This is a genomic window from Wolbachia endosymbiont of Muscidifurax uniraptor (assembly GCF_054149795.1).
The window spans coordinates 431,091-455,806 of record NZ_CP083727.1; the positions used below are offsets into that span (position 1 = coordinate 431,091).

Consider the following 24,716-nt stretch of genomic DNA (forward strand, 5'->3'; position numbering starts at 1 on the left):
ACATAACTATTTTGTACACCACTCCAAAAGCTGATAAATTTCCCTTTTACTAACTCATATACAACAGAAATTCTTGACTTTCCATAAGATGGTACAAGCCTCCACCTTCTAGGTGGAGAAACTTTAGTTTGTCAATGTCATAACTGTACTTTATAAAGTATAGTTATGACGGAATATGACAAAGGAAAACACACTGTATTTTATCATAGGTACCATATAGTCTGGATTACAAAATATCGGTACAGAGTATTAACTAAGGCTATGAAGGAGAGAATACGAACAATCATAGCAGAAGTATCTGAAGAAATGGGGATTAAGATAGAAAACGGAGTAATATCATCAGATCATTTACATTTATTCGTAGTAATACCTCCTCATATAGCTGTGAGTGATTTTGTTCAAAGAGCCAAAGGCAGGTCTTCACGCAAAGTTCAACAAGAATTTCCAGAGCTAAATAAAATGTACTGGGGAAAGCGTTTTTGGGGAAGAGGATACTTTAGTGCTACCAGCGGACATATCACAGATGAAGTCATTAATGAGTACATCAATAAACATACAGATGCACATCAGCCTCATTCTATATCTAGTATAAGATTGGAGTAGCTTTAGCTTCTCATCGCGCTTCCAGCGCTATATCCAACCTTTCGGCTCTCAGCCGATAGTGGTTGAGTGAATTTTTGTTTTATTGTTTTCATCCAACTGCTCTTTCAGGCTAGAAACCTCAGTATCTTTTTCATCACCAGATTCTGCATCATAAAATACATCCTGATCCTCAGAAAGACTCATTAAATCACTTTTAGCAGCATCAACATTTAAATGATCAGGTTGCTTAGGAACGTTATCAATATTTAAATAATCCAAACTATTAGCTCGTTGCTTTTGCTCACTGGAAAGAACCTCAAGATTTAAATAATCCAAACGAGTTAGTTCTTGCATGCTAGGTTTAGATCCATCTTCACGCTTAAACTGCTCTTCCGGACTAGAAACCTTAGTACCATAAATCCTACTGTACAAGCTGCTTCCAACGCTGTTAAGTGCTCCTCTTACAGATGCAATTGACGCATCATAAGTATTTTTCAAGCCACCTCCAATACCACTAAGTGTTCCTTTTGTAGACTCAGTTGATGGCACATAATTATCGTAAGCATATTTGCCAGAATACAAGACACCATTAACTGCTTCTTTTGCAAACCAAACAGCGCTATTAACTGTTCCTTTTGCAAGCTGAACAGTGCCATCAGCAATTGCCACTTTTAATTTGTCTTCTTCTATCTTTTTATTTTTTTCAGCTAGTTGAGTTTTTTGCTCAGAATTTTTCTGCTTTTGAGTGCGTACTTGATCTTTTAACTTAGAATTTTCTTCCTCTTGAGCTTCTACTTTATTTTTTAACTTAGAATTTTCTTCCTCTTTAGCTTTTACTTCCGCTTCTTTTTTAGCTAGTTGAGTTTTTTGCCCAGAAATTGTTTGCTCTTGAGCTTTCATTTTATTTTTTAACTCAGAATTTGTTTTGTTCTCACTAATTGCTTTATACGAAAGTGCAATAGTTACAACAGAAAACACAGCATAACCAATAATAAATGGCAAGCCAACACTTAATGCTGCAACTGGAGCTAAGAAACCAATATAAGGAGCTGCAGCAAACACTTCAGATGCTAATAAAGTTGCAGTAGCCAGAGCACCAGCTATAAGATAGGGTACATTGTTTTTATTCATCATCTCACGTATTATAAAATATAATACCATTATAAAAGGATTTTTAAGAAATTGTCAAGCTATCTTTACATAAAAAAATAATCAATGAACTTGGGAACAAGAAGATTGCTGCCAAGCTATGAACTATGCCTTTCTGTGTAATCTTTAAACGAACCTCTGTTAGAGTCAAAATATAGCTTCACACTGCCAATTGGTCCATTTCTCTGCTTTGCAATAATGAGCTCTGCAATGTTTCTAATTTTTTCCATTTTCTCTTGCCATTCCCGATGTTTATTGTTTCCTTCATTTGGCTGTTTTCTTAGTTCATAATACTCTTCTCTATAGAGAAACATTACTATATCTGCGTCTTGCTCTATGCTCCCTGAATCACGTAAATCAGAAAGTTGTGGTTTTTTATCATCCCTCTGCTCAACAGAACGAGAGAGCTGAGATAGTGCAACAATGGGAATATTTAGCTCCTTTGCAATTGCTTTCAAACCCTGCGTCACTTCCGAGATTTCTTGCACTCTATTTTCATTACTCCTTTTTGTTGTTCCTCTGATTAGCTGCAAATAATCAATGAATACCACTTCTACATTATATAATTGATACAGCAAGCGTATTCTGGTGCGAAGGGCACTAATCGATAGCGCAGGGGTGTCATCTATGATGAAAGGCAGTTCAGATAATTCTGTACTAGTATTGATAAATTCATGCAATTCAAAATCACTAATTCTCCCGGTTAATGCCTTATAATAACTAATCCCTGAATCTATAGTGATCAGCCTTGCAGTTAATTGCTCTGCTGACATTTCAAGCGAGAAAAACGCTACATAGTGTTGCTTATCTGCTCTTTTTTGCAACATCTTACAAGCATTGAGTGCGATGTTTAGCGCCAATGCTGTTTTTCCCATAGAAGGCCTTGCAGCTAAAATTAATAAATCAGATTTTTGTAGACCACCAAGAAGCTGATTTAGATCTTGAAGTCCGGTTGTAACGCCTAGCGCTTCTGGATTATTTTTCAGTGTGCTGATCTTCTCAACTACATCTTTAATTGAACTTGCAAGTTTTATATATGTTTTCTCACCTTGTTTTTTTACTGCCAAATTGAACAATTTTGTCATTGCTTGTTCAATTTGCGCCTGTGCAGGATTTTCAATATCGTAGTTGTAGCTATCACCAACTATTTCTTGCCCGAGCTTAATTAAACATCTCCTTAAGTAAGTATCACGGATTATTCTAGTCAAACTATAGATATCAAGCGCAATACTTGCCTTCGCTGCAAGCTTTGCTAAGTACTCTACCCCACCACATTCGGTAAACGCTTGGTCGTTCTCAAAAAACATTTTGAGGCTCAGTTCATTGGCAATTATGCCATGTTTCCTGGTTTTGGATATTTGCGTAAAAATACTTTGATGTAATGGATCATAGAAATTCTCCGCTGTGATTGTGTCTTCAACCGCATCACAGATTCTATTATCACGAATCATTGCACCAATAAGCATCTGTTCAGCTTCTAGGTTATGCGGTAATTTACATATTTCCTTGTCTACACTTCTTGAACCCAAGAGACTAGCTAATTCATTCATTTTAAGTTTTGAGAGTAACTGTTGATTATTGTAGAATATTTAGTCCTCATTTGAAAGATGTAAAGGCAAAAAAATTTGACTAATTCCGTGTTGCCTATAGCATTAAAACTTAATGCCCCTGTGGTGGAATGGTAGACACGGCAGACTCAAAATCTGTTGCTTGCAAAAGCATGCTGGTTCAAGTCCGGCCAGGGGCACGTTAAATATTGGAAAGTATATATATGTTACATAAATTTTTTAATCGTTTATTTTCTATTTTTTCTTCTATAAATGTTATTCAAAAGGTAAAGAAAGATGAAAATGGGATATGTTATGTAACGGGCCTCAGGCGCTATATATCAGTATTGCTTGATTTGATTATTATCGTTTTGTTCTTGCAGTTTTGCAGCCAAGCCTTAAATCAGCTCTTTATGAACTCAGAGGATAGCAAAATATTAAGTCAAATTGCTGCAAAATCCCCAATGCAAGCACCACTGTCTGCGGAAGAAAAGACAACGCAGAGTAGACTTATAAAATTACTAATCCTAAATCAAATAGTCCAGTTTATTATGCTCTTTTGCTATGTAATATATATGTGGGTAAAGTTTGCTACTACACCTGGAAAGCTATTATTTGGGCTTAGAGTTGTGGATGCACAAACTTTCGAAAAGATGACCCTAAAACAAGCAACAAAGAGATTTTTTTCCTTTATATTGTCAGTTGCACCATTGTTCTTGGGCTTTTTATGGTCAAATTTCAACAAACGCTGTCAAACTTGGCACGATAAGATCGCAGGCACAGTGGTTGTCACGAGTAAAAGCCTTAGAAGGCAGAGCTAAAAACTACTTGACACCCTTCGCCAGCCCCTTTATCATGACACTGAAGGTATTCATTTATCTTCAATCTGTGCAGATTAAACGACAACAGTATTGCGTATTGGTGTCTTATTTTTAATTTTTTGCACTATGTGCATGCACTGGGATGACACCTCTGGGCACTGCCGTCGTAAAGGAACCAGTGTCAGCTACTCGGATGACAAAGGAGGACAGTGTCTCAGCTACTTTCATGACACCATTTGCTGTCTTTAAAAATGAATGTTCTTACAGTTGTGCGTCATGCGCTTTATTAAATATTTTACTTAAAAATCTAATTTCTTATTATACAAGAGATAAGCAATTCATTGATGATGAAAAATTACAAAAAGGGGCATAGAAAGCGCCTAAGAGAGAAAATTATTTTAGATAATGGACAATCATTACTTGATTATGAAGTTTTAGAGCACATTTTATATTCAGCATATAGTAGAATTGATGTAAAACCGGTGGCAAAGAGTTTGATAGAAAGTTTTGGCAGCTTAAATAAAGTTTTTAATGCTGACCTGGAAGCGCTGCAAAACGTTGATGATGTCAGCAATGCAGCGATATCTGCCATCTTTTGTGTAAAACAAGCCTTTGTTCGTTCTGCAAGAGAAGAAATAAAAAACCTGCCTGTAATCGATAACTGGGAAAAATTGCTTGATTATTTAAGAATAAGTATAGGAAGCCTCAATAAGGAAAATTTTCGTGTCATCTATATGAATAAAAAGTATCGTCTAATAGCGGAAGACCTGCAAAATATTGGTACAGTAGATCAAACTCCTCTTTATGTCAGAGAGATCATCAAGCGCGCACTTTTGATTGGTTCAACATCCATTGTAATATCTCACAATCATCCAAGCGGAGATACACAACCTTCAAATAGCGATATATCTCTCACTAGACAACTAGCAGAAGCTTGCCAAAGTATAGGAATAGAATTAATAGACCACATTATTATTACATTCAGTAGCTATTTTAGTTTCAAGGAAAATAGGTTGTTGTGAAAGCCTTTATAGCTACAGTAACTTAGATTTACCGACAATCGTCATTCCGCTACGTGTTAGCGGCTAAGAGATACCGTGACGGGATGACGTAGGGGTTGCCGAGAACTTGTCATTCCAGTGCTTGACACTGGAATGGCTTTGTTGCATCGCTACTTATGAAAGGCTAACTATAGTTAGGATTATAAGCAACCTATTGAAAATCTTGTTTTTTTGCAATCAATCTGATCAAATTTAAGAATAGTAATTTGTTATTTATATTAATAAATTTAATTCTATTGAAAATAGCTAAAGCATTGAAATTCTTGAATTTTAGCCGGATTGGTAAATGGTAGTGAAATTTCTTTTACTCAAATTTAGGTATTCATTGACCGTTCTTGTTATAAATACCAGAATAATAAGCTACTGATATTCTCCACCTTTTTTATCTTTAATCCATCATAGCTAGCGATGCAACAAAGCCCACTGGAATCCAGTTTTCTTTACAAATTCACCAAAAGTGCTTCATTCTATAACGCAAAACCCATACTAAGAGGTTGTCCGGAAACAAGTAAATTCAAGCATATTCCCTCTTTAACATAACCCTACTCATAGCTAGGTATATGAAATTCTCAGTGGATGTTGTGAGTAAATCATACTCCTTCGATAGCCTTCTATTCCTATTAACCCAAGCAAAAGTCCTTTCTACAACCCATCTTCTTGGCTGTACTTTAAACCCTTGTTCTCTTGTTGGTAGTAGCTCAGGTGGCGTATCTTTGTGCACCCAAAATCTACATGGAGGCCTTGTAACAATTTCAATATCTATGTCATATTCTTCCTTTATGTGATTCTTTAAATTTCTTCCTTGGTATCCCATGTCAGCCCACATTTTTTTAACTTTAGTATATTTTGTTCTCATATTGTTTAATGCTATTTTAATACCATCTCTATCATTTTCGTTAGCAGCGCCTACGTAACAACCTAGTATAAAACCCTGAGTGTCTGTAATTATATGCCTTTTTCTACCCTTTACTTTTTTACTTCCATCATAGCCTTTGATCCCCCCTTTTCTGTAGTCTTTACAGATTGACTATCTACTATACAGGCACTTGGCTGCTCATTCCTTCCTATTTTTCTTCTACTATATTTTGTAATTTCATAATTCATTTTCTCAAAAATTCCCTGCTTCTTCCATTGCCTGAACTGCTCATACACAGTCTTCCATAGCGGAAAATCATTTGGTAAATACCGCCATTGACACCCTGTACGCAATACATAGAAAATTGCTTCTAATATTTCTCTTTTGCTATACTTTGGCGGCCTTCCTCCTTTCTTGTATGATACTCTGAAGTGTTTTTCTATTCTTGCCTATTCCCTTTCGCTTAGATCTGTTGGATACTTTTTTCTCATCTTTACCCCGTACTAAAATTTCAGATATTATAGCCTTTTACTTGTTTCCGGACAACCTCTAACCATACAAATATCTGGGATCTCATTTCACTCTATAATAGCAGTGCTCCTTTCTTGTCATCCGAGTAGCCTCTTTTTTGTCATCCCAGTGCGTGACACTGGGATCCAGCCTTTCCATAATCATCAAAACATTGTATTGTAACGTAAAATGGCTACTTTTATGCTTACCAACTTAATAAAATTCCTGGATCCCAGTGGGCTTTGTTGCATCGCTAGCTATGATGGATTAAAGATAAAAAAGATAGGGAATATCAGTAGCTTATTATTCTGGTATTTATAACAAGAACGGTCAATGAATACCTAAATTTGAGTAAAAGAAATTTCACTACCATTTACCAATCCGGCTAAAATTCAAGAATTTCAATGCTTTAGCTATTTTCAATAGAATTAAATTTATTAATATAAATAACAAATTACTATTCTTAAATTTGATCAGATTGATTGCAAAAAAACAAGATTTTCAATAGGTTACTTATAATCCTAACTATAGTTAGCCTTTCATAAGTAGCGATGCAACAAAGCCATCCCAGTGTCAAGCACTGGGATGACACCCTCCTAGTAGAAACGCTTTTGTAATTGCAACATTCGTGCAATCTTTAGCCATGAATATTAAGAAACTTACCAAACGAAAAAAAGGCAAAAGAAACCCTAGTCATTGTCTATTTTCAGTATTGGCGTTTTTTTATGTTTTTTACACTTAGTAACCGCGACTCAGCTGCATTTAAACTGCAACTAACTTTTAGCTATAAACATTAAAAAATTTACTAAGCAGAAAAAAAGGCAAAGAAAACCTAGGGTAGCTAGTATTCAAATTCTCCCTTGTTCTATTTGACGTCTTTTGATGTCTTAAACGCTTTATAAGCGCGTTTCGGCTTGTATAGGTAGAAACCAAGAGTTTTATAAAGACATGAGGTGCACATAGTGCAAAAAATTAAGCATGACTTACGCCAAATACAAAGTTCCCTTTGTCGTTTTAATCTGCAGATTGCGAAGATAAATAAATAGCTTCAACTTTATGATAAGGGGGCTGGCGGAGTTTGTCAAGCAAGTTTTTAGCCCTGTCTCCTTGCTATAATGTTCATACCGATAGAAAAGCAAAAGAATAAAATGAAATATCAAGTGATATCCTCTATAATTAAATTTTTTGAATGAAGAGATGACGATTCGTGTAGGAATTAATGGTCTGGGTAGAATAGGCAGAGGCGTATTGCGTGCTATTTTCGAAATAGAAGAATATAGCAAACAAATAGAAGTTGTAGCTATCAATGGATCGCTCAGTGCAAAGCAGCATGCACATTTGATTAAATATGATTCTGTTCATGGCAAATTCAGTGGTGATATTGATTTTAATGAGTCTCAAAATTGGCTATCCATAAATGGCAGAAAGTTTTCTTTGTATAGAGAACGGAGCCCTGAAAATATTCCTTGGAATGTTGATGTAATACTTGAATGTACTGGTGCATTCAACAAACGTGAAGAAGCAATAAGGCACAATGCAGAGAAAGTAATTGTCTCTGCTCCAGTTCCAGATGCTGATGTCACTATAGTTTATGGTGTGAATAACGATATGCTCGAAAAAGAGCATAAAGTGATATCAGCAGGTTCTTGCACTACAAATTGCCTTGCTCCGATTGTGAAAGTCCTACATTCTAGTTTAGGCATAAAAAGCGGTTTTATGACTACTATACATGCCTACACGAATGATCAAAATGTTCTTGATGGTAATCATAAAGATTTGCGTAGAGCAAGGGCTTGCGGATTATCTATGGTGCCAACTACAACCGGGGCAGCAAAAACAATTGGTTCTGTCATCCATGAATTAAAAGGAAAACTAGATGGCACTTCCGTCAGAGTTCCAGTTAGCAATGTTTCTATGGTTGATTTTAAATTTACGACTGATAAGAAAGCGACCGTTGAAGAAATCAATGAAATATTTAAGGATGCAGCTCTCTCCTCTACGTCATTCCAGCGCGTGACGCTGGAATCTAATTTCTGGATCCCAGTGTCAGCTACTCGGATGACATCAGAGGGTACTAGGATGACAGAGGGTTATCCAATGTCAAATGTACTTTCTATATGCGAGGAACCTTTAGTCTCAATAGATTTTGTGCATAACCCTTATAGTGCAATTGTGGATTTAACTGGTACATATGTTACAGGTGATATATGCAGGGTTGCAGCGTGGTATGACAATGAGTGGGCTTTTTCGCTGAGAATGTTAGACATAGTATTATTGAGCTATAGTAAAGTATGAACTGGAACTCAAACAAATACGCCTCATTTTATGAGCACTTTGCGGAACTCAGAAAAAGAGTTATCTTTTGCTTTCTATTTTTTTGCGTTGCTTTTGGTTTTTGTTATTACTTTAAGGAAAATATATACCGTTTTTTACTCGCACCTTTAATAGAAGCAACAAAAGGTAGCGAAGGTTTTTCTTTAATTTACACAGACTTAACAGAGGCATTTTTTGTGTATCTTAGAGTTGCAATGATGAGTGCACTTTTGCTCTCTTTTCCTGTGTTTGCATGGCAATTCTATATGTTCTTAGCACCTGGGTTATATAAAAGTGAAAGGGCAGTGTTGTTGCCATACTTAATTGCAACACCGGTTTTATTTGTAACGGGAGCTACTGTAGTCTATTACTATATATTTCCTTTAGCCTGGAAGTTTTTTATCAACTTCGAACACAGTGGTAAATCCTTCGATATACCGATAGAGTTTATGCCATCAGTTAGCGAATATTTAGACCTCGTTCTCCAATTTATGTTTGCATTTGGCACTGCATTTCAAATTCCAGTCATACTCACATTAATGGTGAGAGTTGGGCTACTGACTGCACAAAGTTTGTCAAATAAACGTAGAATCGCAATAGTGGTAATTTTTATTATTGCTGCAATCTTAACTCCACCTGATGTATTAAGCCAAGTAGGGCTTGCAATACCTATGCTGATTCTATATGAATTGTCCATTCTGATATGTAGGTATATTGAAAAAAAGAAGACAAAGATTTAAACAAAGAAATCCCTCTTATCTCCTTTATATCACATTTTTAACTTACAACATTCTTATTCAGGACTTAAATATGGAAATGTTTCATAAATTGATTGTAATACTTTGTTAAGTTCAGCCTTACTTTTGATGATCAGTAATACTGTATCATCACCTGCTATAGTTCCTATAATTCCTATGTTTTTGCTATTATTTAATGAATAAATAACATATTTCTGATCTAGAAAGTAAGCCAGACTGCTAGCTTGTCCTGGTTGAGTGTGTAGTACTATTAAACCAAAATCCGAAATTTGCATATTAAGTATTAATGGTAATCGATATTGGTTGATGTCAATTACTTTATACATACCAGCAACTTTGGCAATTTTAAGTTCTTTCAATTTTCTTGATAAAGTAGCCTGAGAAATGTTATACCCTCTTTTTTTGAGTAAGGTCTGTAAATCGCTCTGTTCTAAAATTTCATGATTTTGAATAATATTTAAAATATGTTCACCTAGTGTGTTGTCATGCATTATGCATTTTCCTCATATTGAATATGTAATAAGTATATTTGAAATTATATTCATTATTTCTTGACTATTCAATTTTTAATGTCTATATTCACAAGATGAATAAAATATGAATATAAATTAGTAATATGAAAAAATACATTTTAAATGCTATTATAGCGATAAGTATTCTATTAACAGGATGCAAGGAAGATAAACACGATAATATCATTAGATTTGCAATTTCTGCAGATTATCCACCTTTTGAATATTATGAAAATGGTAAATTTACTGGCTTTGACATTGAGCTTGCTCAATTAGTAGCAAAAGAGTTAGGTAAAGAAGCGATATTTAAAGATATGCAGTTTAGTACTATATTTGCAGCATTGCAAAGTAATTCTGTAGATGCTGCTATATCTACTATTGGTAGCACAGAAGAGCGTGAAAAAAATTTTGATTTTTCAAATAGTTATTATACAGGGGAATTTGGTATTCTATATCACAAAAATAAACCCATAGCCGGTATAAACAACTTAACTCACAAGAAGATAGCCGTTCAACTAGGAACTGTCATGGAAATTTGGCTAAAAGAGCATGTTCCTACAACAGCTCAAATTATTGCTATAGACAATAATAATCAAGCTGTAGAAACATTAAAGTCTGGTCATGTTGATAGCGTCCTAATTGATGAATTCCAAGGTAAAGTATTTAGCAAAAAAAATCCTGGTCTATCATGGTCAGCCATCGCTAAGTCAGATAATGGTTATTCTATTGCTGTGAATAAAGGATCTGATTTAAAGGATAAAATAAACGAGGCGTTAAAAAGTTTAGAAAGTAAAGGTGTAATACAAAAGATAGCAGAAAAATGGCTAGGAGATAACTGATGCAAGAATTAATTTCTAATTTCTTGTTTGTTGGAACAGGCCTTGCCTTTACTTTAAAATTATTGATTGGAGGACTGCTTTTAGGTATGAGTCTAGGAGGGTTATTTTCAGTACTCAGATATAATAAGATCTGTATTCCATTAATTAATGGAATTATATCTGTAATACGTGGCACCCCCCTTATATTACAGTTAAGTGTTGTTTATTTTATGACTCCAACCATTGCAGGAACTAAATTAAACATATTTAGTGCTGGCATTATAGCATTTGGTCTAAATAGCTGTGCTTATATTGCTGAGATTTTACGAGCTGGTATTGAAACTATATCAAAAAACCAGTTTGAAGCAGCTAAAACTTTACAAATACCTAGTTTCTATATGTGGAGAGATATTATATTACCACAAGTTATTAAAAATATTCTTCCTGCAATGATAAATGAGATCATTGCACTCCTTAAAGAAACGGCATTAATCTCTACTATTGGTGGTGTTGATATTATGCGCTCTGCGCAAATGCTTGCAGCAGAACAATTTACTTATTTTATACCACTTTGTCTTGCTGGGGCTTATTATTACGCTCTTGTATTACTAATTGAATATATAGGCAAAAAGATTGAACAGAAAGGTATATATGATAAAAATGCATAATGTTTGTAAATTATTTAATAATATTCCAGTACTTAATAATATTAACCTGATTATAGAACAATCTATAGTTGGTCTTGCTGGTCCTTCTGGTAGTGGTAAATCAACATTGTTACGTTGTATACAAAAACTCGAAGTTTTAGATTCTGGTAGCATTGAATGCAATGATAGTACTGGTTTTGTATTTCAGGATTTTCAACTTTTCCCACATATGACTGTCTGGGAAAATCTTACATATGCTCCCAAACTTAAAAACAAAACTCAGGATCAAAGTGATTCACTACTTGAGTCTTTGGGTATTGCCTCTAAAAAAAATGATTACCCTAGTAATCTATCCGGTGGGCAAAAACAGCGGGTTGCGCTTGCCAGAAGCTTAATGATGAATCCAAGGATTCTATTATGCGATGAGCCAACGTCTGGTTTAGATGTAGCAACAATAGTCGACGTTGTGGAACTACTACAATCAGTTAGAGATATGGGTATTACTATGATTATCGCTTCTCACAATTTGGATTTTTTAACAAAAATATCAGATCGGATTATTCTGTTAAAAAACGGAAAAATAATTGTAGATATCAATCCTAAAGAAATTGATGAACCAACAAACTATTTAAAAAATAATTATTAAAAGAGAATCACTCATATCATACTGAGAGCTATAACAGATCTTAGCATCGAAAATTACATAATGTATATTATGGAAAATAAATTACATAATATAAGAAGCAACGCTAAAAATAAAATCACATAATATAGCAAACTATAGCTAACCCAAGAAAGGTTTTCCTACGTCATACCGCCACGATATCTCAGCATAGATTCCGCTAACAAGTAGCGGAATGACGAATTTTTGTTTTTCAAACTGTCGGTAAATCTAAGTCAGTTTAGCTATATGTGTCAAGCACTGGGGTGACACCCTCCTGATGGGCCAAAATCACAATGTTCGTACAGTTATGGAATGAATCGCGGTATGACGTGTTGCTTTGATCAGCTATAAAGATGATGCTGCGGAAGTTTTTAGTACTTGCTCGCAACTTTCAACAATTTAATAGCACTGGTGTTTACAACCTCTCCGCCGACACACTTAGTGACAAAAAACCTCACATAAGGTTTATTCGTATAAGGGTCTCTTAATATTCTCATTCCTCTGTTATCTACAATCTTATAAGCTTGTTTGAAATCTGCCATCGCAATTACTGGTAGCTGATTGTTTGGCGCTGGTGGCATATCGGCAGATTGATATACTGGTATTCCCATTAAGGTATCTGGGGCTTTAAGCGACAAACTTGGTTGCCAGAGATATTGACCTGTTTGAGCTTTTAGTAGCCTAATGTCCTTCAACGTACTCCTGTTCATCAAAAATGACGCATTTTTGGAATAATATTCGTCCAGAGAGTAATACAACATCATTATTGAATCACTATCTAATTTTTCAGTTTTAACTTGCTCTATTTTATTATAACTGTTTCCATTTTCATAAGCTAAAATTCCTTTTGGTTGAAAAGTGCCCTCACCCTTAATGAAGGCTTCGCTTTCTTCCTTAGAGGTTGTCCGGAAACAAGTAAATTCAAGCATATTCCCTCTTTAACATAACCCTACTCATAGCTAGGTATATGAAATTCTCAGTGGATGTTGTGAGTAAATCATACTCCTTCGATAGCCTTCTATTCCTATTAACCCAAGCAAAAGTCCTTTCTACAACCCATCTTCTTGGCTGTACCTTAAACCCTTGTTCTCTTGTTGGTAGTAGCTCAGGTGGCGTATCTTTGTGCACCCAAAATCTACATGGAGGCCTTGTAACAATTTCAATATCTATGTCATATTCTTCCTTTATGTGATTCTTTAAATTTCTTCCTTGGTATCCCATGTCAGCCCACATTTTTTTAACTTTAGTATATTTTGTTCTCATATTGTTTAATGCTATTTTAATACCATCTCTATCATTTTCCTTAGCAGCGCCTACGTAACAACCTAGTATAAAACCCTGAGTGTCTGTAATTATATGCCTTTTTCTACCCTTTACTTTTTTACTTCCATCATAGCCTTTGATCCCCCCTTTTCTGTAGTCTTTACAGATTGACTATCTACTATACAGGCACTTGGCTGCTCATTCCTTCCTATTTTTCTTCTACTATATTTTGTAATTTCATAATTCATTTTCTCAAAAATTCCCTGCTTCTTCCATTGCCTGAACTGCTCATACACAGTCTTCCATAGCGGAAAATCATTTGGTAAATACCGCCATTGACACCCTGTACGCAATACATAGAAAATTGCTTCTAATATTTCTCTTTTGCTATACTTTGGCGGCCTTCCTCCTTTCTTGTATGATACTCTGAAGTGTTTTTCTATTCTTGCCTATTCCCTTTCGCTTAGATCTGTTGGATACTTTTTTCTCATCTTTACCCCGTACTAAAATTTCAGATATTATAGCCTTTTACTTGTTTCCGGACAACCTCTAATACCAATTCCCATTACAGGGCAAACAGATGGACAATGATGGAAGAAAAGCCATACTGAAGTAAGTAAAATAGCGAGGTTTAAATGGCATTAAGATCAAAATTATTGGATGAAAAAGTAGTAGAATCAGCAAAAGAAATGCTGAAGAAAGTAAGGAATAATGCATATGTTTCAAAAAAACTAAATGCTGTAATTGCAGCAAAAAAGTACAGTATAACGGCTGTAGCAAAAATATATTGCATTTCAAGAAGCGCACTAACTTCGTGGGTAAAACTCTTGAAAATTGGCAGAGAAGAAAAACTGTTTGCTCCTTCACAACGTCGTAGAAAAACTAAATTAAATCAGGCTCAACTACAGCAAATTGAAGAGTGGATAGAAGAAAATCCTAATATCACCATTAAAGAAATGAGAATAAGAATCCAGGAAAAGTTCGGATTAAATATCAGCAAATCTACAGTACACCGCCATATGCAAAAGATGAAATTCTCATATATTACACCAAGACCAGTTCATAATGGACAAGATAAAAGCAAACAAGAGGAATTCAAAAAAAAATCTCAATTGAGCTATTAGCAAGTATCCAGAAAAAGAGCTATTTTTCTTTGATGAATCACGGTTTGGCACACATTCAAAAGTTGGACATGGGTGGTTTAAAAAGGGGATTAGAACACAGGTTAAAACAAAATTAGGTAGGCAAAATTTCTATCTCTATAGTGCAGTTAATCCTAGAAATGGAGAGAGTTCTAGCTTATTTGCACCAAATGTCAACACTGATTGCATGAACATATTTCTTGAGCAAATTTCGCAATATCTAGAAACACGAGAGGCTTTTCTCGTTATGGACTGTGCTAGTTGGCATAGGTCAAAAAATTTAAAGGTACCTAAAAATATCGACATTATATACCTACCTCCATACTCACCTAAGCTAAATCCTGTTGAGAGGCTTTGGTTATATATAAAACAGAACATTTTGCGCAATAAAATATACGATACAATTGCTCTACTTGAGGGTGCTTTGTGCAAATTTATTACTTCTCTTGCCAGCTCCACAATTAAACAACTCTGCAATGTTTCCTATTTGACTGGACAACAATGAGAATTGGTATTAGAGGTTGTCCGGAAACAAGTAAATTCAAGCATATTCCCTCTTTAACATAACCCTACTCATAGCTAGGTATATGAAATTCTCAGTGGATGTTGTGAGTAAATCATACTCCTTCGATAGCCTTCTATTCCTATTAACCCAAGCAAAAGTCCTTTCTACAACCCATCTTCTTGGCTGTACTTTAAACCCTTGTTCTCTTGTTGGTAGTAGCTCAGGTGGCGTATCTTTGTGCACCCAAAATCTACATGGAGGCCTTGTAACAATTTCAATATCTATGTCATATTCTTCCTTTATGTGATTCTTTAAATTTCTTCCTTGGTATCCCATGTCAGCCCACATTTTTTTAACTTTAGTATATTTTGTTCTCATATTGTTTAATGCTATTTTAATACCATCTCTATCATTTTCGTTAGCAGCGCCTACGTAACAACCTAGTATAAAACCCTGAGTGTCTGTAATTATATGCCTTTTTCTACCCTTTACTTTTTTACTTCCATCATAGCCTTTGATCCCCCCTTTTCTGTAGTCTTTACAGATTGACTATCTACTATACAGGCACTTGGCTGCTCATTCCTTCCTATTTTTCTTCTACTATATTTTGTAATTTCATAATTCATTTTCTCAAAAATTCCCTGCTTCTTCCATTGCCTGAACTGCTCATACACAGTCTTCCATAGCGGAAAATCATTTGGTAAATACCGCCATTGACACCCTGTACGCAATACATAGAAAATTGCTTCTAATATTTCTCTTTTGCTATACTTTGGCGGCCTTCCTCCTTTCTTGTATGATACTCTGAAGTGTTTTTCTATTCTTGCCTATTCCCTTTCGCTTAGATCTGTTGGATACTTTTTTCTCATCTTTACCCCGTACTAAAATTTCAGATATTATAGCCTTTTACTTGTTTCCGGACAACCTCTTAGTAACACTGTCTATGATTATTTTTTCTATCGGTTGTGCAATTTTCCAGCCAGTGATTTTTAATGCATCAATAAATGTTTTCCCTGAAATTAAAGGCACAGCTTCTTCTGCAGTCTCGTTCATTAGAGCTTTTATCATGGCTATTTTTATCGGCTTAACAAGCTACATTTACAATGGTCAAACAATTAGTGTAGCTGTTCTTGTTTTATCCGCGATAGTACTAGAACTTGTTTTTACTGTCTATCTATTGCGTTTAAAAGATCCTATGTAATTAATAAAGATATTCCATTGTAGGCTGCTAACTTTCCCCGGCCAATCTTTCTGCTTCATTGCGTGAAATTAATGCCTCAATAAATTCATCTAGTTCACCTTCTTTTATAATCTGCTCTAACCGATGTGAAGTTAGATTAATTCTATGATCTGTTATTCTTGATTGTGGAAAGTTATATGTTCTTATGCGCTCGGAACGATCACCAGAGCCAATTTGGCTTTTCCTCATTGTTGACCTTTCCATTTCTTTTTTTTGTCTTTCAATTTCGTATAGCCTTGCCCTCAATACTTTGAGCGCTTTAGCTTTATTTTTGTGCTGCGATTTTTCATCTTGCTGTATCACAACTATCCCTGTTGGCAAGTGGGTGACCCTTACTGCGCTGTCAGTTGTATTCACTGATTGCCCTCCAGGACCACTGGATCTATAAACATCTATTCGTAAGTCTTTTTCTTCTATTTTAAAGTCAACTTCTTCTACTTCAGGTAATATCGCAACAGTAGCGGCAGAGGTATGCAACCTTCCTGAGGATTCAGTTTCTGGCACTCTCTGTACTCTGTGCACCCCTGATTCAAATTTCAACCTTGCAAAAACTTCTGTTCCATTAATGAGTGCAGAAGCTTCCTTATAGCCACCTATACCTGTATTAGAAATGCTTATTGGCTCGAACTTCCAATTTCTTCTTTCTGCATATTTTTGATACATACGAAATAACATTGCTGCAAATAATGCTGCTTCTTCTCCGCCTGTACCTGCTCTAATTTCTAATATTGCATTTCTTGAGTCATCTTCATCTTTGGGCAATAATGCTAACTTTAATTTTGCTTTTATTTTTGGTAATAATACCTTGTGCTTTTCGAAAAATTCTTCTTTTGCTAACTCTTTTATATCACCTTCGCTGTTTTCATCTTTCATTATTTCTTCTAAGTCTGAAATTTCCTCTTTCAGCGTGTTATATTCATCAATTATCTTGATTATTGGCCTGAGCTCAGAGTATTCCTTTGAAAGGGTAATGAATTCTTTTTGACTTAAATTGGTAGGATTTTCCAAATTCCTCTCTATATCATTAAATTTTTTCTTTAAGTCTTGTAAATTATTTTCCATATCCATATAGCACAGATCTAGCTAAGTAATATATACTGAAATAAAAAATTTCTTATATCAAGCAATAACACTATAATATACCTACTACCTTCTAGTTGAATATAATGGCAAAACAGATAACATCAAACTGCAATTTCATATTTGGAGCTTCGGACATAAAAACATTACCAGATGAATCGGCTCCAGAGATTGCGTTTGCTGGTAGATCAAATGTAGGAAAATCCAGTCTGATTAACTTACTGATAAACAGCAAAAAAGCTGCCAGAGTTTCCTCTAAACCTGGATGCACTAGACAAATAAATTTTTACTCTATGTACAATGATAAGTTCAGGCTTGTTGACCTGCCAGGGTATGGTTATTCTCATGCAGGTAAGGAGGAAATTATACAATATTTAAACTTAATTGAGTATTATCTAATTCAAAGAAGAAATCTAAGAAGAGTGTTTGTGTTGATAGATAGCAAGGTAGGATTAAAAGAAATAGACAAAGACTTCATTTATTGGTTAATATATAATAACATTAACTTTAACATTGTGCTAACAAAAATAGATAAAGTAAGTCAAAAAAGCTTAGGTGCTGTTATAGAAGATATTCAAAAATGGATTAATAATGAGAATGTGTCAATTCATCAAATGAGCATCCGTGTTAAGCATAAAATAACCAAGGTAAGAGATGAGTTTTTCAAGTTTACAAGATAAAAAAATGAAGAGTAGTGAATTTTTAAAGGGTGAGGTATCATTTGAACAAAAAGCAGAAATATTACTTGAAGTGCTATCTAACATACCTAGCTTTGTAGGCGAGACTTTTGTCATTAAATGCGGTGGTACAATAATCTTAGATGAAACACTATTTAATACTTTTGTGCATAATGTTGTCTTGTTGAAGCAGCTTGGTATAAATCCGGTAATAATTCATGACGGAGAATATGAAATTAACTCAGTGTTAAAAATGCTGGATATGAACAGTAAGTTTGTGAATGGTATCAGACTTACAGACAAAGACACTATGAAAATCATTGAAATGGCACTGTGTGGTTCAGTTAATAAAAAAATTGTTCAGTATATAAATTCTGCTGGTGGTTCAGCTATTGGATTATGTGGAAAAGATGGTCACTTAATTAAAGCCGAAAAAATAACCGCTACGCTTAGAGAAGATAGATCAAATAATATCGAAAAGATATTAGACATGGGGTTCATCGGTAGACCCACTGAAATCAATCCTGATATATTATTTTTTATTGAAGAATCAGATTTTATACCAGTTATTGCACCAATTGGTCATGGAAAAGATGGGGAAACGTATCATATTGATGCCGATAGCACTGCAAGCGCAATTGCAATTGCAGTTTCTGCATCTAAAATGATAATCTTGAGTGACACAGATGAAGAAATAGATAAAATTGGTGGCAGGAAGATATCTGTTAAAAATTTAAATGCATCGATTGATTGTGGGAAAATTAAAGGGGAAAAATTTATTGAAAGGCTTATGGCATACGTTAAAATGGCGGAGGAATGTGCTGGAGTTGTTCACATAGTTGATGGTAGAATACCTAACATTATGCTTGATTTATTTACTGAGAGTAATTCAAGCATATTGATTGTGAGTGATTTATAGCTATACTGCTTACAACCACACGAATACCAAGAGGGTGTCATTCAAGTAGCTGACACTGGAATGACAGCAATCCACGTCATACCGCGATTCATTCGCGGTATCTCTAGATCCCGCTAACAAGTAGCGGGATGACGGTTGTCAGGGTGTCATCCCAGTGCCCAGACACTTGTATCTTTATGATGTGAGGCATTAGAGCTAAAATACCTCACAGGGAGGGTGAAGCTGATGCGACACTAATGCCATTAAGGCCGAGTCCCAGATTTTGCTTCCCTCCCATAGAGTTAAAGACTGAACAGTATCTTTTGGAATTATATCCCGTATTACAAGGTTAGTCTAAACTCTCAGTTTATTTATAGTCTTGGAGGCAATTTTATGCAAGTAAATGCTATTTTGGGTGTGGATATTTCAAAAAAGAAATTTGATGTTTGTTTGTTAGTGGACAGTAAAAAACGACACAAAGTCTTTCAAAATAATCAAGATGGTTTTGCAAAACTTGTAGTTTGGTGCAATGGCCATGGAGCAAATCTTACTCATTTATGTCTTGAAGCAACTAGTTGGTATGGAGAAGATTTGGCTACTTTTATGCACGATTTAGGACATAATGTCAGTATAGTAAACCCAGCCCAAATCAAAGCTTTTGGCAAAAGTGAGCTGCTCAGAAATAAGACAGATAAATCAGATGCAGCTATGATAGCTAGATTTTGTATCGCCAACAAACCTGCTCTTTGGAAGCCCATTACACCTGAAATGAGGCATTTGAGGGAGCTTTACCGTTGCATGCAATCGCTAAAAGATGATAAGGTGCAACAGACAAATCGCTTGGAAAACAAAAATATGCATTCCAGTTGCAAAGAAGCTATATCTAAAGTAATTTTGGCAATAGAGGAGCAAATTATTGTTCTCGAAAAAGAAATTAATGAGCATATAAATAACTATCCACATCTAAAAAATATGGTGGAAAACCTTAAGACTATAAAAGGTATAGGATATCTTACTGCTGTTGCTGTTGTCGCAGAAATGCCATCAGTTGATAACTTTGACAATGCTAAACAATTTACAGCTTTTGCTGGTCTAAATCCAGGACATTATCAATCGGGATCGTCAGTAAGTAAGAGAAGTTGCATATGCAAAATAGGATCTGAGCGTATTCGAAAAGCTCTTTATATGCCAGCTATAGTAGTCAAAAACCATAATAATCATTTTCAAAAGTTTTGTCAGCGTCTAGCAAGTAAAGGCAAATGTCCAAAAGTCATAGTTCTTGCGTTAATGCGAAAATTAATGCATGTCTTTTTTGGTATTCTTAAAAATAATCAACCATTTAATTGTAATTTTGTTGGATAATTTGTTTGACAGCAGAGACAGTATCTGGGATCTAGAAGACTTAATTTCAACCAAGTGGCTGCATAATAAGGACTAGATTCCAGACTGGAATGACATCATAGGGGCACTGGGATGACAAAAAAAGGGGCACTGAACTTGTCAAGGAATTTTATGGCCTAGCGTCACGCGCTGGAATGACATCATTTACGATGTAACATTTATCACTTTTGCAGATACAATTTACATGCTATAATTGAGTCTTCATAGATGGTAAATTGGAGTGCAAAGAAGTAAAATTAAAGTAGAAATAAAAAGATTATCACACGGAGAAGACTTGTCTCTTCCATGTTATGCAACTACGCAGAGTGCTGGCATGGATCTTTATGCTGCATTGAATGATTCTGCTGTTTTAAATCCACTTGAAAGATTACTTGTTCCAACTGGAATTGTGATTGCAATACCAAACGGTTTTGAGGGGCAAATCCGCCCACGTTCTGGTCTTGCTGCAAAACATGGAATCACTGTCTTAAATTCTCCGGGCACTATAGACTCTGATTATCGAGGTGAAGTTAAAATTTGTCTAATTAATCTAAGTAATCAGCCATACGAAATAAAAAGAGGAGATAGAATCGCACAAATCCTTATTTCTCCTGTATCTCAGGTAATTTGGGATGACAGAGAAGAATTCTGCGCAGAAGAAACCGGTCGCAATGCAGGGGGCTTTGGCTCAAGCGGCAGGTAGCTTACGAAAAAGCTTGACTATGACAGTTCTTTTATACACAATTTAAGCATATTAATATTTTATTAAATGAAGTCGTTTATGCTAACTTTCAAAAATCATTGTGGCCAGCTCCACAAAGCAAACACTGTATTTGTTGCATTTACTGCTATATACGTTATAGGTGGATTAGCAATACTTTCAACACCGCTTTGGAGGCCTTCAACTTGCAAGCTAGCAGCTTTTGCAGCTACACCACTTGGAATGGGCGTTTTAGCATTTGTTGCTGCTGCGCTGACTTATTTAGCAATATATGCTATCAGCAAAAATAACGAAATATCTGAGTTGAAAGCTCTGAAGGTTATTGAGGATGGGTTGCTAGTAACAGAAGACGCATTTAGGGAAATTGCAAGGAATAACCAAGTTAAAGATGAAGAAGGTAAGGTAGAAAAGGATAAATATTATATAGACTTCAGCTTAGAAGGCAAGAACTACCGTATTATTGTTGATATTAATCAGTTTACCAATAAGCTGGGCAATACTTCACTCTTCGAGATAGATTCACTAGAAGTGAAAAACAAAGAAGGTAAGTTCGAGACAGTAGATAAAACCATACGCGTCAAGTTAAGGAAAAGTGTAAGTAAAGTTGATAGAGTGAAGGAAAATAATAAGGTATAAATTCTCTTGGATATATGAATGAGAGAACTTACAATGGACAGAATAGCTTGCTTATCAAAAGACCTCAATGAATTCTTTAATGAAAAAGCAGACGAAATATCAATTGCAGTAGGTTTTATAAAAAGAAAGAGAAAACTTAATGGCTCATCATTCATAAAAGCTATGGTTTTTGGTAACATAGGAGTTGATGATTGCAGCATAGAAACAATGTGCCAATTGCTAAATGAAGACTCGATAGAAATTACAAAACAGGGTTTAGATTTTAGGTTTAGTGAAGAAGCAGTTGAGTTCATGAAAAAAATGTATAACGAAGCTTTGTGTTTATTTAAAAAAAGTCTACAGATTGATTGCAAAATTTTACAGCAATTTGGAAGCGTTAAATTATTGGATAGCAGCTACATTAGCCTGCCCAGTAGCATGGAAGATATGTACAAAGGATATGGCAGTAGCTATAGAGATTGTGAGAATAATACCAAATCAGGAATAAAGCTACAGTTAGTCTTTGATTACCTGAATCAAGCGCTAGATAAGTTAAATTTTATGGAAGGAATAAGGTCGGATCAAGGTTATAGGGATTATCTGAACGGTTTATCAGCCAATGATTTGCTAATATTTGACTTGGGCTACTTTGTGCCTAGTTCTTTTAAACAGATTGATGAAGCAGGTGCATATTTTGTTAGTCGTTATAAGTCTGATACCAATATATATGATATAGAAACAAATCAAAAAATAGAGCTATTGGAGTATTTGGAAGGTCAATTATCTTCAGAAAAAGAAGTATTATTAGGAAAGGAAGTAAAAATTAAGGTAAGAATTATATGTCAAAAGCTAACTGAAGAACAGTCTATGGCTAGAAGAAGAAAGGCTAATAAATTAGCAAAGTCACATGGATATACATCTTCTCAAAAGAATCAAAAGTTATTAGATTGGTCAATATTTATAACTAATGTTCCAGAGAGTAAAATTAATGCTGAACAAATATTGACGGTTTATAGAGTAAGATGGCAAATCGAATTACTATTTAAACTATATAAAAGTCATATCAATCTTGATAAACTAAAAGGAAAGACAAATCCATTTAGAGTATTGTGCGAGCTATACGCAAAATTATGTGCTATTCTCGTATTTCACGGAATGATTGGCTGTGTAAAACTAAAAAAGAACACGGAGCTCAGTTTAACAAAGGCATTTATTGAATTGAAAAGGCGGGTTAGAGAGCTCTTTTTGATATTAAACAATATTGTCAATAATTTAAAAATTTTTCTAAAAAAGCTTACTATAATCTGGTCAAAGTTTTCTTTGAAAGACAGATATAGGAAGACCAGGGTATCTACTTTAAGCTCTCTACATTCCTTAACTTGACGCGTATGGTAGATAAAACAGAATGGAATAAAACATTAGGTTTAGAAAAAGAGGGTGCTAAAGAGGTTAACACTTATTTAGGCTCGCTTATTGTTGAACAAGTTGCTTCTCAACAACAGACAGTATAGCCAAGTGAAATAAAAGAGGTAGATTAAGTCTGCCTCTTTGTTTTTTTTGATTTTTAGTGTTACGCGCATAACTGCATGGATGTTGCGATTCTCAAGGCAACGCATCTGTTTAGATGCATGGCTAATGCTGAAACAAAAATTCCAGTGTTCCCTTTCTTGTCATCCCAGTGCTTGACACATAACTGTACAAACATTCATTTTTGAAGGTAAATTGCACAACAGATAATGTCATTCCAGTGCTCCCTTTCTTGTCATCCAAGTAGCTGACACTTGTATCTTTATGATGTGAGGCATTAGAGCTAAAATACCTCACAGGGAGGGTGAAGCTGATGCGACACTAATGCCATTAAGGCCGAATCCCAGATTTTGCTTCCCTCCCATAGAGTTAAAGACTGAACAGTATCTTTTGGAATTATATCCCGTATTACAAGGTTAGTCTAAACTCTCAGTTTATTTATAGTCTTGGAGGCAATTTTATGCAAGTAAATGCTATTTTGGGTGTGGATATTTCAAAAAAGAAATTTGATGTTTGTTTGTTAGTGGACAGTAAAAAACGACACAAAGTCTTTCAAAATAATCAAGATGGTTTTGCAAAACTTGTAGTTTGGTGCAATGGCCATGGAGCAAATCTTACTCATTTATGTCTTGAAGCAACTAGTTGGTATGGAGAAGATTTGGCTACTTTTATGCACGATTTAGGACATAATGTCAGTATAGTAAACCCAGCCCAAATCAAAGCTTTTGGCAAAAGTGAGCTGCTCAGAAATAAGACAGATAAATCAGATGCAGCTATGATAGCTAGATTTTGTATCGCCAACAAACCTGCTCTTTGGAAGCCCATTACACCTGAAATGAGGCATTTGAGGGAGCTTTACCGTTGCATGCAATCGCTAAAAGATGATAAGGTGCAACAGACAAATCGCTTGGAAAACAAAAATATGCATTCCAGTTGCAAAGAAGCTATATCTAAAGTAATTTTGGCAATAGAGGAGCAAATTATTGTTCTCGAAAAAGAAATTAATGAGCATATAAATAACTATCCACATCTAAAAAATATGGTGGAAAACCTTAAGACTATAAAAGGTATAGGATATCTTACTGCTGTTGCTGTTGTCGCAGAAATGCCATCAGTTGATAACTTTGACAATGCTAAACAATTTACAGCTTTTGCTGGTCTAAATCCAGGACATTATCAATCGGGATCGTCAGTAAGTAAGAGAAGTTGCATATGCAAAATAGGATCTGAGCGTATTCGAAAAGCTCTTTATATGCCAGCTATAGTAGTCAAAAACCATAATAATCATTTTCAAAAGTTTTGTCAGCGTCTAGCAAGTAAAGGCAAATGTCCAAAAGTCATAGTTCTTGCGTTAATGCGAAAATTAATGCATGTCTTTTTTGGTATTCTTAAAAATAATCAACCATTTAATTGTAATTTTGTTGGATAAT

The 24,716-nt window shown here is 35.0% G+C and carries 28 protein-coding genes, 1 tRNA gene and 1 pseudogene; 21 read left to right on the forward strand and 9 right to left on the reverse strand.

The features are described 5' to 3' along the window. Positions 1-165 precede the first annotated feature (165 nt). Positions 166-603, forward strand: a complete 438-nt coding sequence (gene tnpA, locus LA754_RS02250; protein ID WP_006279552.1) for an IS200/IS605 family transposase — start codon at positions 166-168, stop codon at positions 601-603. A 48-nt stretch (positions 604-651) separates the two neighbouring features. On the opposite strand, the gene LA754_RS02255 is transcribed toward tnpA, so the two are convergent. Beyond that, complete coding sequence (locus LA754_RS02255; RefSeq protein WP_186811190.1) at positions 652-1,716, reverse strand: hypothetical protein; 1,065 nt, start codon at positions 1,714-1,716, stop codon at positions 652-654. 113 nt (positions 1,717-1,829) lie between these two features. Next, positions 1,830-3,281 (reverse strand): replicative DNA helicase, encoded by a 1,452-nt coding sequence (locus LA754_RS02260; RefSeq protein WP_006279932.1) that lies wholly within the window; start codon positions 3,279-3,281, stop codon positions 1,830-1,832. A gap of 114 nt (positions 3,282-3,395) precedes the next feature. Here LA754_RS02260 and LA754_RS02265 point away from each other — a divergent pair. From LA754_RS02265 to radC, 4 genes are all read left to right on the forward strand, one after another. Then, positions 3,396-3,478 (forward strand) — tRNA-Leu (locus LA754_RS02265). Positions 3,479-3,502: 24 nt separating this feature from the next. Continuing rightward, positions 3,503-4,099 (forward strand): RDD family protein, encoded by a 597-nt coding sequence (locus LA754_RS02270; RefSeq protein WP_015589093.1) that lies wholly within the window; start codon positions 3,503-3,505, stop codon positions 4,097-4,099. 142 nt (positions 4,100-4,241) lie between these two features. Further along, on the forward strand, positions 4,242-4,472 hold the full coding sequence (locus tag LA754_RS02275) for a hypothetical protein (RefSeq protein ID WP_077190228.1): 231 nt from the start codon (positions 4,242-4,244) through the stop codon (positions 4,470-4,472). Then, positions 4,447-5,121 carry a RadC family protein gene (radC, locus tag LA754_RS02280; protein ID WP_010962534.1) on the forward strand — a complete coding sequence of 225 codons (675 nt, stop codon included), beginning with the start codon at positions 4,447-4,449 and terminating at the stop codon, positions 5,119-5,121. Before LA754_RS02275 ends, radC begins: the two co-directional genes overlap by 26 nt. 553 nt (positions 5,122-5,674) lie before the next feature. On the opposite strand, the gene LA754_RS02285 is transcribed toward radC, so the two are convergent. Next, positions 5,675-6,459 (reverse strand): IS5 family transposase gene (locus LA754_RS02285; RefSeq protein WP_238513981.1). Its coding sequence is split into 2 segments (ribosomal slippage): positions 5,675-6,138 and positions 6,138-6,459, totalling 786 coding nucleotides; the frame shifts between segments, so codons are not numbered across the junction. Between the two features lie 256 nt (positions 6,460-6,715). On the opposite strand from LA754_RS02285, the gene LA754_RS02290 reads away from it, so the two are divergent. Continuing rightward, a complete protein-coding gene (locus tag LA754_RS02290; protein ID WP_353285592.1) occupies positions 6,716-6,847 on the forward strand; it encodes a hypothetical protein in 132 nt (43 codons plus the stop codon). A gap of 142 nt (positions 6,848-6,989) precedes the next feature. Here the strand turns inward: LA754_RS02290 and LA754_RS02295 are convergent, their stop codons facing one another. Beyond that, positions 6,990-7,160 (reverse strand): hypothetical protein, encoded by a 171-nt coding sequence (locus LA754_RS02295; protein ID WP_414517213.1) that lies wholly within the window; start codon positions 7,158-7,160, stop codon positions 6,990-6,992. A 563-nt stretch (positions 7,161-7,723) separates the two neighbouring features. On the opposite strand from LA754_RS02295, the gene LA754_RS02300 reads away from it, so the two are divergent. Together LA754_RS02300 and tatC are read left to right on the forward strand one after the other, a co-directional pair. Next, the gene (locus LA754_RS02300; RefSeq protein ID WP_077188141.1) at positions 7,724-8,821 is read left to right on the forward strand and encodes a type I glyceraldehyde-3-phosphate dehydrogenase; all 1,098 of its coding nucleotides are present in this window, start codon (positions 7,724-7,726) and stop codon (positions 8,819-8,821) included. Continuing rightward, a complete protein-coding gene (gene tatC / locus LA754_RS02305) occupies positions 8,818-9,579 on the forward strand; it encodes a twin-arginine translocase subunit TatC (RefSeq protein ID WP_006279807.1) in 762 nt (253 codons plus the stop codon). The genes LA754_RS02300 and tatC overlap by 4 nt, the downstream gene beginning before the upstream one ends. Positions 9,580-9,632: 53 nt before the next feature. On the opposite strand, the gene LA754_RS02310 is transcribed toward tatC, so the two are convergent. Further along, complete coding sequence (locus LA754_RS02310; RefSeq protein ID WP_064125001.1) at positions 9,633-10,088, reverse strand: arginine repressor; 456 nt, start codon at positions 10,086-10,088, stop codon at positions 9,633-9,635. Between the two features lie 125 nt (positions 10,089-10,213). Here LA754_RS02310 and LA754_RS02315 point away from each other — a divergent pair, with 125 nt between their 5' ends. The 3 genes from LA754_RS02315 to LA754_RS02325 are packed head-to-tail and all read left to right on the forward strand — an operon-like array spanning position 10,214 to position 12,220. Beyond that, positions 10,214-10,948 (forward strand): substrate-binding periplasmic protein, encoded by a 735-nt coding sequence (locus tag LA754_RS02315; RefSeq protein ID WP_077188142.1) that lies wholly within the window; start codon positions 10,214-10,216, stop codon positions 10,946-10,948. Continuing rightward, on the forward strand, positions 10,948-11,595 hold the full coding sequence (locus tag LA754_RS02320) for an amino acid ABC transporter permease (RefSeq protein ID WP_077188143.1): 648 nt from the start codon (positions 10,948-10,950) through the stop codon (positions 11,593-11,595). Before LA754_RS02315 ends, LA754_RS02320 begins: the two co-directional genes overlap by 1 nt. Continuing rightward, the gene (locus LA754_RS02325; protein ID WP_077188144.1) at positions 11,579-12,220 is read left to right on the forward strand and encodes an amino acid ABC transporter ATP-binding protein; all 642 of its coding nucleotides are present in this window, start codon (positions 11,579-11,581) and stop codon (positions 12,218-12,220) included. The genes LA754_RS02320 and LA754_RS02325 overlap by 17 nt, the downstream gene beginning before the upstream one ends. Positions 12,221-12,609: 389 nt before the next feature. Here LA754_RS02325 and LA754_RS02330 read toward each other — a convergent pair whose 3' ends face one another. Further along, entirely contained in the window at positions 12,610-13,167 is a 558-nt protein-coding gene (locus LA754_RS02330) for a phage major capsid protein (protein WP_457923680.1), read from the reverse strand. Then, positions 13,160-13,944 (reverse strand): IS5 family transposase gene (locus tag LA754_RS02335; protein WP_457923730.1). Its coding sequence is split into 2 segments (ribosomal slippage): positions 13,160-13,623 and positions 13,623-13,944, totalling 786 coding nucleotides; the frame shifts between segments, so codons are not numbered across the junction. Before LA754_RS02335 ends, LA754_RS02330 begins: the two co-directional genes overlap by 8 nt. Positions 13,945-14,136: 192 nt before the next feature. Between LA754_RS02335 and LA754_RS02340 the strand changes: the two genes are divergently transcribed. Then, a protein-coding gene (locus LA754_RS02340; RefSeq protein ID WP_457923681.1) for an IS630 family transposase occupies positions 14,137-15,148 on the forward strand; the annotation gives its coding sequence in 2 pieces (ribosomal slippage) (positions 14,137-14,616 and positions 14,618-15,148; 1,011 coding nt in all). A gap of 36 nt (positions 15,149-15,184) precedes the next feature. On the opposite strand, the gene LA754_RS02345 is transcribed toward LA754_RS02340, so the two are convergent. Beyond that, positions 15,185-15,969, reverse strand: a protein-coding gene (locus LA754_RS02345; RefSeq protein ID WP_238513981.1) for an IS5 family transposase whose coding sequence is annotated in 2 segments (ribosomal slippage) — positions 15,185-15,648 and positions 15,648-15,969 — 786 coding nt in all. Because the reading frame shifts where the segments join, the coding sequence is not laid out codon by codon here. 107 nt (positions 15,970-16,076) lie between these two features. Between LA754_RS02345 and LA754_RS02350 the strand changes: the two are divergent. Continuing rightward, positions 16,077-16,349, forward strand: a pseudogene (locus LA754_RS02350) (multidrug effflux MFS transporter); the annotation flags it as partial. A gap of 27 nt (positions 16,350-16,376) precedes the next feature. Here the strand turns inward: LA754_RS02350 and prfA are convergent. After that, positions 16,377-17,456 carry a peptide chain release factor 1 gene (gene prfA, locus LA754_RS02355; protein ID WP_007548640.1) on the reverse strand — a complete coding sequence of 360 codons (1,080 nt, stop codon included), beginning with the start codon at positions 17,454-17,456 and terminating at the stop codon, positions 16,377-16,379. 98 nt (positions 17,457-17,554) lie between these two features. Between prfA and yihA the strand changes: the two genes are divergently transcribed. From yihA to LA754_RS02395, 8 genes are all read left to right on the forward strand, one after another. After that, positions 17,555-18,148: a ribosome biogenesis GTP-binding protein YihA/YsxC gene (gene yihA, locus LA754_RS02360; protein WP_015588868.1), complete on the forward strand. Its 594-nt coding sequence runs from the start codon at positions 17,555-17,557 to the stop codon at positions 18,146-18,148. A gap of 4 nt (positions 18,149-18,152) precedes the next feature. After that, positions 18,153-19,064, forward strand: coding sequence for an acetylglutamate kinase (gene argB / locus LA754_RS02365; RefSeq protein ID WP_006279509.1), 912 nt, complete (start codon positions 18,153-18,155; stop codon positions 19,062-19,064). Between the two features lie 372 nt (positions 19,065-19,436). Further along, a complete protein-coding gene (locus LA754_RS02370; RefSeq protein WP_077190114.1) occupies positions 19,437-20,405 on the forward strand; it encodes an IS110 family RNA-guided transposase in 969 nt (322 codons plus the stop codon). Positions 20,406-20,664: 259 nt separating this feature from the next. Then, entirely contained in the window at positions 20,665-21,126 is a 462-nt protein-coding gene (dut, locus tag LA754_RS02375; RefSeq protein ID WP_006279458.1) for a dUTP diphosphatase, read from the forward strand. A gap of 78 nt (positions 21,127-21,204) precedes the next feature. Continuing rightward, on the forward strand, positions 21,205-21,780 hold the full coding sequence (locus tag LA754_RS02380) for a hypothetical protein (protein ID WP_236717775.1): 576 nt from the start codon (positions 21,205-21,207) through the stop codon (positions 21,778-21,780). A 33-nt stretch (positions 21,781-21,813) separates the two neighbouring features. After that, a complete protein-coding gene (locus tag LA754_RS02385) occupies positions 21,814-23,142 on the forward strand; it encodes an IS4-like element ISWosp9 family transposase (RefSeq protein WP_041573564.1) in 1,329 nt (442 codons plus the stop codon). 5 nt (positions 23,143-23,147) lie between these two features. Beyond that, the gene (locus tag LA754_RS02390) at positions 23,148-23,270 is read left to right on the forward strand and encodes a hypothetical protein (protein ID WP_255324039.1); all 123 of its coding nucleotides are present in this window, start codon (positions 23,148-23,150) and stop codon (positions 23,268-23,270) included. A 476-nt stretch (positions 23,271-23,746) separates the two neighbouring features. Continuing rightward, positions 23,747-24,715 carry an IS110 family RNA-guided transposase gene (locus tag LA754_RS02395; protein WP_077190114.1) on the forward strand — a complete coding sequence of 323 codons (969 nt, stop codon included), beginning with the start codon at positions 23,747-23,749 and terminating at the stop codon, positions 24,713-24,715. Position 24,716: the final 1 nt, after the last annotated feature.

Coding starts and splice junctions, on each gene's coding strand:
- tnpA (WP_006279552.1), top strand. CDS start 166: ATGACGGAATATGACAAAGGAAAACACACTGTATTTTATCATAGGTAC.
- LA754_RS02255 (WP_186811190.1), bottom strand. CDS start 1,716: ATGATGAATAAAAACAATGTACCCTATCTTATAGCTGGTGCTCTGGCT.
- LA754_RS02260 (WP_006279932.1), bottom strand. CDS start 3,281: ATGAATGAATTAGCTAGTCTCTTGGGTTCAAGAAGTGTAGACAAGGAA.
- LA754_RS02270 (WP_015589093.1), top strand. CDS start 3,503: ATGTTACATAAATTTTTTAATCGTTTATTTTCTATTTTTTCTTCTATA.
- LA754_RS02275 (WP_077190228.1), top strand. CDS start 4,242: ATGACACCTCTGGGCACTGCCGTCGTAAAGGAACCAGTGTCAGCTACT.
- radC (WP_010962534.1), top strand. CDS start 4,447: ATGAAAAATTACAAAAAGGGGCATAGAAAGCGCCTAAGAGAGAAAATT.
- LA754_RS02290 (WP_353285592.1), top strand. CDS start 6,716: ATGGCTACTTTTATGCTTACCAACTTAATAAAATTCCTGGATCCCAGT.
- LA754_RS02300 (WP_077188141.1), top strand. CDS start 7,724: ATGACGATTCGTGTAGGAATTAATGGTCTGGGTAGAATAGGCAGAGGC.
- tatC (WP_006279807.1), top strand. CDS start 8,818: ATGAACTGGAACTCAAACAAATACGCCTCATTTTATGAGCACTTTGCG.
- LA754_RS02310 (WP_064125001.1), bottom strand. CDS start 10,088: ATGCATGACAACACACTAGGTGAACATATTTTAAATATTATTCAAAAT.
- LA754_RS02315 (WP_077188142.1), top strand. CDS start 10,214: ATGAAAAAATACATTTTAAATGCTATTATAGCGATAAGTATTCTATTA.
- LA754_RS02320 (WP_077188143.1), top strand. CDS start 10,948: ATGCAAGAATTAATTTCTAATTTCTTGTTTGTTGGAACAGGCCTTGCC.
- LA754_RS02325 (WP_077188144.1), top strand. CDS start 11,579: ATGATAAAAATGCATAATGTTTGTAAATTATTTAATAATATTCCAGTA.
- LA754_RS02330 (WP_457923680.1), bottom strand. CDS start 13,167: ATGCTTGAATTTACTTGTTTCCGGACAACCTCTAAGGAAGAAAGCGAA.
- prfA (WP_007548640.1), bottom strand. CDS start 17,456: ATGGATATGGAAAATAATTTACAAGACTTAAAGAAAAAATTTAATGAT.
- yihA (WP_015588868.1), top strand. CDS start 17,555: ATGGCAAAACAGATAACATCAAACTGCAATTTCATATTTGGAGCTTCG.
- argB (WP_006279509.1), top strand. CDS start 18,153: ATGAAGAGTAGTGAATTTTTAAAGGGTGAGGTATCATTTGAACAAAAA.
- LA754_RS02370 (WP_077190114.1), top strand. CDS start 19,437: ATGCAAGTAAATGCTATTTTGGGTGTGGATATTTCAAAAAAGAAATTT.
- LA754_RS02380 (WP_236717775.1), top strand. CDS start 21,205: ATGCTAACTTTCAAAAATCATTGTGGCCAGCTCCACAAAGCAAACACT.
- LA754_RS02385 (WP_041573564.1), top strand. CDS start 21,814: ATGGACAGAATAGCTTGCTTATCAAAAGACCTCAATGAATTCTTTAAT.
- LA754_RS02390 (WP_255324039.1), top strand. CDS start 23,148: ATGGTAGATAAAACAGAATGGAATAAAACATTAGGTTTAGAAAAAGAG.
- LA754_RS02395 (WP_077190114.1), top strand. CDS start 23,747: ATGCAAGTAAATGCTATTTTGGGTGTGGATATTTCAAAAAAGAAATTT.